The organism is Streptacidiphilus sp. ASG 303, from assembly GCF_020991365.1.
GTDB lineage: Bacteria > Actinomycetota > Actinomycetes > Streptomycetales > Streptomycetaceae > Peterkaempfera.
In genome coordinates this window covers 1-8036 of the sequence record NZ_JAJLRA010000055.1, presented here as the reverse complement: position 1 = coordinate 8036, position 8036 = coordinate 1, and the positions used below count along the sequence as shown (strand labels likewise).

7 protein-coding genes and 1 pseudogene are annotated in these 8036 nt (G+C 69.9%); 6 read left to right on the top strand and 2 right to left on the bottom strand.

The genetic code is table 11. The features are described 5' to 3' along the window. The 3 genes from LO771_RS29660 to LO771_RS29650 form a co-directional block, all read left to right on the top strand. The coding region (locus LO771_RS29660) for an alpha/beta fold hydrolase (protein ID WP_230748196.1) at nucleotides 1-1031 on the top strand (1031 nt) is incomplete at its 5' end. Nucleotides 1032-1353: 322 nt separating this feature from the next. Beyond that, nucleotides 1354-2136 carry a thioesterase II family protein gene (locus LO771_RS29655; RefSeq protein WP_230748194.1) on the top strand — a complete coding sequence of 261 codons (783 nt, stop codon included), beginning with the start codon at nucleotides 1354-1356 and terminating at the stop codon, nucleotides 2134-2136. Continuing rightward, nucleotides 2133-2930 (top strand): 4'-phosphopantetheinyl transferase superfamily protein, encoded by a 798-nt coding sequence (locus tag LO771_RS29650; protein WP_230748192.1) that lies wholly within the window; start codon nucleotides 2133-2135, stop codon nucleotides 2928-2930. Before LO771_RS29655 ends, LO771_RS29650 begins: the two co-directional genes overlap by 4 nt. 376 nt (nucleotides 2931-3306) lie before the next feature. Here the strand turns inward: LO771_RS29650 and LO771_RS29645 are convergent, their stop codons facing one another. Then, on the bottom strand, nucleotides 3307-4041 hold the full coding sequence (locus tag LO771_RS29645) for a transposase family protein (RefSeq protein WP_230748189.1): 735 nt from the start codon (nucleotides 4039-4041) through the stop codon (nucleotides 3307-3309). A gap of 456 nt (nucleotides 4042-4497) precedes the next feature. Here LO771_RS29645 and LO771_RS29640 point away from each other — a divergent pair, with 456 nt between their 5' ends. After that, a complete protein-coding gene (locus tag LO771_RS29640) occupies nucleotides 4498-4674 on the top strand; it encodes a helix-turn-helix domain-containing protein (RefSeq protein WP_230748187.1) in 177 nt (58 codons plus the stop codon). 49 nt (nucleotides 4675-4723) lie between these two features. Here LO771_RS29640 and LO771_RS29635 read toward each other — a convergent pair whose 3' ends face one another. Beyond that, nucleotides 4724-5881 carry a tyrosine-type recombinase/integrase gene (locus LO771_RS29635; RefSeq protein WP_230748186.1) on the bottom strand — a complete coding sequence of 386 codons (1158 nt, stop codon included), beginning with the start codon at nucleotides 5879-5881 and terminating at the stop codon, nucleotides 4724-4726. Between the two features lie 92 nt (nucleotides 5882-5973). Here LO771_RS29635 and LO771_RS29630 point away from each other — a divergent pair. Then, nucleotides 5974-6138: pseudogene (locus tag LO771_RS29630) on the top strand (pirin family protein); the annotation flags it as partial. A gap of 659 nt (nucleotides 6139-6797) precedes the next feature. Beyond that, complete coding sequence (locus LO771_RS29625) at nucleotides 6798-7634, top strand: alpha/beta fold hydrolase (RefSeq protein WP_230748184.1); 837 nt, start codon at nucleotides 6798-6800, stop codon at nucleotides 7632-7634. Nucleotides 7635-8036: the final 402 nt, after the last annotated feature.

Below are 8036 nucleotides of genomic sequence, written 5' to 3'. Positions count from 1 at the left end.
AGCTCGACCACCGTGCGCTTCCCGCGCCCGAACTGCGCGGAGCCCCCGGAAGCCGCAAGCCCGCGACCGAGCGTGAGACCGTGCTGTGCGCGCTGTTCGCCGAAGTCCTCGGCGTTCCGGAAGTCGGTGTCGACGACAACTTCTTCGAACTCGGCGGCCACTCCCTGCTCGCCGTCACCCTCATTGAACGCATCCGCATGGCACTGGGGATCGATGTTCCGATCAGCGCGGTGTTCGCGACACCGACGCCCGGTGAACTCGCCGACCGGCCCGGCAACCACCTGTCGGACGTGGTCCGCAGGATCATCCTGCCGATCCGCACGAGCGGCGAGGCCGAACCGTTCTTCTGCGTTCATCCCGCTACCGGCGTCGCCTGGGGCTACTCGCCGCTGCTCCGCTTCATGCCCACGCGGCACCCGCTGTACGGCCTGCAGGCGCGGGGGCTCGACGGCTCGGGAGCCGCTCTTCCGAGCTCCATCCGGGAGGTGGCTGCGGAGTACGTCCAGCAGATCCGCACGATCCAGCCGGCGGGCCCGTACCACCTGGTGGGCTGGTCCTCCGGTGGCGTCGTGGCTCAGGAGATGGCCGTACAGCTCCAGTCCGCCGGTGAGGAGGTCGCCGCGTTGGTGCTGATGGATGCCTTCTCCCCGAGCGAGCGGGCGAAGGCGATCGATGCCTACGCCTCCGGCGGGATCGCCGTCGACGACGCGATACCGGGCTCGGAGGTCCTGCCGGAACTCACCGAGGAGGAGTACGCCACCGTCCTGCGCGTCACGGACAACATGGAAGTCATCTCACCCTCCCACGAGCCAGAGGTCTTCCAGGGCGACCTGCTCTTCCTCACTGCGGAGTTCGGCAAGCCGGACGGCATAGACGCCGCCTCATCCTGGGCCCCCTACACCAGCGGGAAGATCGCAGAGGTGCCCATTCCCTGCCGCCACGCACAGATGTGCCGTCCGGACATGCTCGGCCACGCCTGGACCGCCATCGCGGAATGGCTCGACCAGAGCATGGATCGTTCGACCCGGTAGGCAGAATCACGCCGCTGCAGGCCTACCCCGAAACCTTTCCACTTGATTCCGGAAGGCCCTGAACCCGGAGGACCGGCTGCGACCACCTCGCAGCCGGGCCTCCTGGCTCATACCCCCCGGAAATTCCCGGCTTCCCGCCAAGGCATGCCGATACTGTCCGGAACCACATGCTGCTGAACGACCCTAGGGCAGCGCCGAGGCATCCGCAGTCGACATCCTGGACAGGGCGGACCGCAGCGGCGCAGCCAGATCCTCCCTTTGTGGGAAGTCTCCGAAACCGCCGGACAACGTACAATCCCGGCATTACCGACAGAAAGGATCCATGGTGCTCATTCACGAGGGCAGCACATCAGCCTCTCGGTGGTTGAGGTCGCTACAAGGCCGTCAGGCACCGCGCCTCCGCCTCGTCTGCTTCCCTCACGCGGGCGGTGCGGCAAGCTTCTTCCGCTCGTGGGTCCCGCTGATACCTGACGACGTGGAACTCATGGCGGTGCGGTATCCGGGGCGGGAGGACCGGCTCCTCGAAGCTCCGGCCGAGCGCATGGAGGAGCTGGCGGATCCACTGGCGGACGCATGCGCCGGCCTTGCGGGCAGCCCGCTGGTGTTTTTCGGACACAGCATGGGCGCCGCCGTGGCCTTCGAAGTCGCGGCGAGAATGGCGGGGACCACCTCCGGTGCCATCCGGCCCGAGGCGTTGTTCGTCTCCGGGAGGTCGGGGCCGGGCGCGACTCGCCCCCGGGGTCTCGCTGGTGCGAGCGACGAGGAGCTGGTCAAGGATTTGGTCGCGATGAGCAGCACCAATGAGCAGGCTCTCGCCAACACTGAGCTGCGGGAACTTCTGCTTCCGGCAGTGCGGGCCGATTACCGCCTTGTGGAGAACTACGCGGCGGCCTCGGAGCCGGTCCTGGACATCCCCGTCTTCGCCTACTACGGGAACGAGGACGACCATGTGGACGAAGAATCGGTGACCGCCTGGTCGGGAGTGACCCGGTCGACGTTCGCCACACGTTCTTTTCCTGGCGGGCACTTCTATCTCGAACACCATACGGCGCCGCTGGTTGCCGACCTGCTTGCGCGCCTGACTCCGCACAGGACGACGACTTGACGAGAACCGAAAATCGCTCTCCTCAACGCCTCGTCAGGGCAGCGACCGAGGAATGGTCCGCGCCGGGACCGCCGGTCAGGGGATCGCTGAACCTGTGGCTGCTCGACGTCCGGGAGCTCGCAGGAACCACCTTCAGCACAGCCGATCTGAGTGCAGAAGAGCGGAACAGGATGGCCTCGTTCACGCGGGCGGAAGATCGGCTGCGTTATGCAGCGGCCCATGTGGCGCTGAGGTCGCTGCTGGCCTCCTGTCTTGGAGCGCCACCCGCCGGCCTGGTCTTCACCAGGGAGCCCTGCCCCTGCTGCGGGGCGCCGCACGGACGGCCTTCCCTAGAGCATCAGGACCTCCCGTTGCACTTCTCCCTGTCGCACGGCGGCGACCTGGTGCTGATCGGGGTGGCTTCGGTCCCGGTCGGCGTGGACGTCGAGGCGGTTCCGGATACCGAAGCCGCCCTGGAGTTGGCCAACGTGCTGCATGCCACCGAGCGGGCCGAGGTCTTCTCGGCCGCGCGTACGGAACAGCCCCGGCTCTTCACCCAATTGTGGACACGAAAGGAGGCGTATCTCAAAGGACTGGGAACCGGCTTGGGGCGCGACCCGGCAGCCGACTATTTGGGTGGCGCCGACACGCCGCCCCGACCCGCGAATTGGACGTTGGTCGACATCGAAACCAGACCCGGCCATGCTGCCGCCGCAGCCGTGCGTGGACCTGTGGAGGACTGCAGGCTCATGCGCCTTCGACCAGATCTTGTCCTGCCGAGGTCAAGCGGTGAGGTTTTCTCAATTTCATGTTGATGCGGCGAGCTCCGGCGTCAGGGGCCGTTTTTATGCCGATCACATTGAGGGGATTTCCCGCATGGTGATTTTTGCGATATAACTTGAGGTGCTGTCCCTCAATGGGAGGCACCTCGCCTGGAGGGTCAATCATGGCGAACTGGTTGTCCATCGCCCTACGAGGTGCTGCTGGCTTCGCGCTTCTCGCGCTACTGATTGCTAATGTAACTTCTAACCTGATCTTGCAGATAGCTTTGCTGCTTGTCAGTACCCAACTGGCAGCAACCTCCGCGAGGGACGCGCGGAAGCGGCGCAAGGCTAAGCATCTTCAGGATGGCCACAGATCCGATGGCGGTTGGGGGTCGTAATAGGCGCGGCCCTGCCCAGGGGAGGTTATTCAGAACGGCCCTCGTGATCGGTAGATCTCCAGCGCCGCGACCGCCGCGAGGGCGGTGCCGAAGCGGTCGAGCGGTCCTCGGTAGGGGGTGGAGAGAATCTTCCAGGTCTTGAGGTGGGACACGGCGCGTTCGACGGGGCTGCGCAGGCGGGCGTGGTGGCGGTTGGCGTCCTGCTCGGCATCGGTCAGCGGGCGGTGGCGCGGCTTGCGGTGCGGGATGCGGCAGTCGGTGCCCAGGTAGCCCAGGTCGGCGACGGGGATGCCGGTGCGTATCGCGCCGGCCAGACCCGATTCCCGGTAGGCGGTGCTGTCGTGGCGGGCTCCGGGCAGGGGCCGGCCGACGGCCAGGAGCCGGCCGCGCAGGTCGGCGGCGAGCTGGATGTTGTGGCCGGTCCGGCGGTGCTTGCCGGAGTTCATGCCGGAGGTGTTCTTCCAGGCCCAGCTCGGGGTGAGGGTGCCGTCGACCGGGACGAGTGTCCCGCGGCGGATGCGCCGGGCCGGACGGGTGGCCTGGTCCAGAACGGCGGTGATCACGGGTGTCAGGGTGCGGCACAGGCGGGCGACCGTGGCCTGTGAGACGCCCCAGAGCTCACCGGTGAGCTGCTGGGTGGCGTTGTTGCGCAGGACGAACAGCACCAGCGTGACCGCATCGGCCAGCGGCAGGGACCGGGGCCGGCCGCGTCGGCGGTGGAAGGACGGAACGGCGCGGCCGACCAGGTCCACCAGCCCCTTCAACTGCCGTCGGTCCAGTCCGGTAGTACGGTTGCACGGCAACGGCCCCTCGCTCGCAGCATCGGTTGGTGTAGGAACCCCGAACGCTACCGGCAGGGGCCGTTGTCACGCCCACCGTGAGCCACCACACGACCGTTCTGAATAACCCTCTCGGTCTCCATGCTCGGGGTGCAACCTCACGTGGAAGGTGCACCGCCATCGTGGACGACGCCTCCAGGATGGTCGTCACCGTCCTGCTCTGTACGGAACTTCCGCGAGGCCACGGGCTTCACAACCGGCACCGCATGCCCCTTCCTCCGCAAAGGGTTTATGTGAATGCACGGCTGGCACAGCCGTTGCCGCCCAGTCCACCGGGCCCATAGCGCATAACTTCCGGCCCGCCCAAACCGCTTCCGCACCGCACCCTGGTCCGACGGATTTCGACATCGGACGGGAAGGGGCGCCGTGGCCGCGCAGTTCATGGACGTCAAGCAGACCGCGAAGTATCTCAACATGTCCGTGCCCTGGGTCTACCGGGAGGCGTCCCGACTCGGCCTCATGCCGTACAAGTTCGGCCGGGGACGCAACGCGAAGATCCAGTTCAAGGTCTCCGAAGTGCAGGCATGGCTGCGCCAGCAGCAGCTGCCCGGACAGTAGACGCGGCTGATGACGCGGGGCCCGCTCCGACCTGAGCGGGCCCCGCGCGTCAGAACGCCGGATCGAGTCCGAGGACTCGGGCGGCCCGATTGATCGATCCCGGCATTAGGTGCCGGTAGGTCTTGAAGGTGATGTCCACGCTCCGGTGCCCCATCCATTCGGCGACGTCCGTGATCGGGATGCCGTGGCCCAGACAGTTCGAGGCGAAGAAGTGCCGGAACCCGTAGAGGACCATCCCCTCGGGGATCTCGGTCCGCCCGGACCGCTTGATCCTCTGCCACTGATTCGACAGGTAGTAGTACGGGTAGGGCCGACGCAGGTCGCCAGGGTGTCGCAGGAGGTAGCCGTCCACGGTCCCGTGCGTCTCCGCATAACGCTCGATGCTCCGCCGCACGTGGGCGGGCAGTGGGACGTCCCGGTAGTCGCCGTCCTTGCGGTGCTTGAGCCTCGTGTACTCTCCGGAGCTCTGGTTGACCTGCTCGGTGATCCGGTAGACGTCGTCGGCCACGATGTTGTGGAGATTGACGGCCGCGGCCTCCGCGTTGCGCATGCCGCAGCCACTCATCAGGTCGACGATCAGGGTGAAGACGTCGTCGCCTGCGGTCCGTATCGCCTTGAGCTGCTCCACCGACGGGATGACGGCGCGCTTCGGGTCGTACTGCGGCGGCTTCACGCCCTCGGTGGGGTTCTCGGCGTAGAGCCCGAGGCGGTGGGCGTCCAGCAGGACGGCCCGCAGCTTGTCGTACGCGTTCGCCTGGGTGGCGATCCCGACGCCGCGGCGCTCCATCGACTGGATGAACCCGTCCACGACCTTGTGGTCAAACGTCCCCATCCGGCGGCTGCCCAGGGCCGGCAGCAGGTGGTGCTCCAGCAGCGACTCCAGGTGCCGCAGCGAGGCCGGGGCCAGGTCGCGCTGGCCGGACTTCCACTCAGCGACGTACTCGCGGAACTGCATCGCGCCGTACGTGCGGACGCGCTCGGCCCTGCTCTGGCTGCGGCCGCTCTCCTGTTTGGCCTTGTAGACCTCCACCAATCGGGCGACTGCCTTCTCCTGGGTGGCGAAGCCGGACTCCTCGGTCTGCCGGCCCGTCGCGCTGCGGTACCTGACCGTGTACTCGTGCGGGCACTTGGACCACCGGGCCTGCGAGTGCTCGCAGTCCTTGAAGAACGTGCCCATGCCGCGGCCCGGGGACTTGGTCGACGCCACGTGTTGACCCTCCAGGTTCGAATGCTGACCTTTTGCTGACCCTGGATGGTGCTCCGTGCTCCTGAGCTGCAGGAAAGCCGGTTCGACGTGGTATGTGGTGGAACTTCATCGGCCGCAGCGGCGAGGAGATCGCCGAGGCCCGCGCCGACTGGATGTCCGGCACCCGCTTCGGCGAGGTCCGCGGCTACGAGGGTGCGTCGCTCCCCGCCCCCGACCTCCCGCCGGTGCCCCTCAAGCCCCGCGGCCGCGAGCGCTGACCCGGGGTTCCGAAGGTTCTCCCGCCCGGCTGCGGGCCGCCGGAGGATGCCGCCGCGGCCCGGCCGGCGCAGTCGGCTGTCCGGTCGGCGGAGCCGCTGCGCGACCGTCCGGGACGCTGACCGCCGGTCGCGGATGCGGCGGCCTGGGGCGGGGCGTGCCGGGGCCGACACCGACCCGGTACCAGCTTTTCTGATGGGTCGTCGGGCGGGATCGAAGGGCGAGGACCGTCCGGGCCCGGTGTCGGTCCGGTGCCGTGCGGGCACGGGAGCGGTCGGCCTCTCCGGGGGCGGACTCGACCGAGGGTGAGAGGGACCCGGGACGGCGGGCCGCTCGTTGGCCCACCGGCGCGCGGCCGATGGCTCGTCCGGGCTGCCGTCGTGCGGCCCGACGGGCACCTGTGGTGGGCCGCGGGCCCCGGCGCGGGCGCGGGCGCGGGCGCGGGCGACGGGGCGTCCCTGGACGCCGCGGTGCAGGATGCACTGGAGGGACCCGGTGCCCTCTCCGCCTCCCCCGAGCCGCAAACCAGCACGCTCCGAGGTGAGCGGCGGCCGCCCGGCGCCCGCCAGGACCCGCGTCGCGCCTCCGCTCCCGGCCCCCTCATGCGTCCCCGGGGCACGTTCCCGGGGCACCGGCCACCCTCCGCAGAAGGAGGACCCCGATGGCTGATCCCGCTGTCGGCAACCTGCGCGTCGACGGCGCGACCCTGCACTGCGAAGTACGCGGCGAAGGCCCGCTCCTGCTGCTGATCCTCGGCGGCATGAGCGGTGCGGCCTGCTTCGACGCCGTCGTCGACGACCTGGCCGCCGAGTGCGCCGTCGCGACCTACGACCCGCGCGGCATGGCGCGCAGCGCACCGGACGACCCCGAGGCCGAACAGCAGGTGGCCGAGCGCGCCGACGACGCGCTGCGGATGCTGGACCTGCTGTCGCCCGGTCGGCCAGCCCGGGTGTTCGGCGCCGGCTGGGGTGCGGTCGCCGCCCTGCACCTGCTCACCACCCGCCCCGAACGGGTCGAACGCGTCGTGGCGCACGAACCCCCGGTGGTCGAGGTCCTGCCGGACGCCTCGGAGCACCGCGCGCTCATCGCACGCGTGCAGGAGGCGTTCCGCACGCAGGGGACCATGCCGGCGATGGCCCTGCCGGCCGCGGGCCTGAAGAAGGACGGCGGTGCGGGCGGGCCGCAGGCCGGCCCTCCGCCGCAGGCGGCGGCGCGGGACGAGCGGACGATGGCCGATATGCGGTACTTCGTCGGACGCGTCACGCCCGCCTTCATGTCCTACGCCCCGGACACCGACAGGCTGGCGGCGTTGTCGGACCGGCTCGTGGTCGCCTGCGGCGGGGACTCGCAGGGCGGGCTTCCCCACCGCGCCGGTGCTGCGCCGGCCGGGCGTCTCGGCACGGAATTTGTGCACTTCCCGGGCGGCCACACAGGCCTGAACACGCACGCCGCCGATTTCGGCGCGCTCCTGCTGAAGACCCTCCGCGCTCCGCTCTGAGCCCGGATCCACCGATCGCCGGGGCCGTCGCGGCGGGGCGGGCCGGGGACGTCACCGGCCTGGCCTTCCTCCGCGTCCGGGCGCCTGCCGCCGGGGAGGGCCACCGCGAACGCGGCCCGGCCCGCCCCGGCCACCCCGGGGCCCGACCTCACCCGGGCGCCGGGGACGCCCCGCCTTCTGTCCCGCGCCGGCGGGGTCGCCCGAGCCCGGGGCCCGGCCCCGCAGGGCGGGCGGGCGCGACGGCCCTCCGCCCGTCTGCGGGTCGGGGTGGGGCTGGGGGGTCAGCGGGTGGTGGCGTGGGCGGCCTGCTCGATGAGGCGGGTGACGGCGCCGGGGTGGGAGACGGTCACGGAGTGGGAGGCGTTGACCGCGACGGTGTGGGCGTGGGCGCGGTGGGCCATG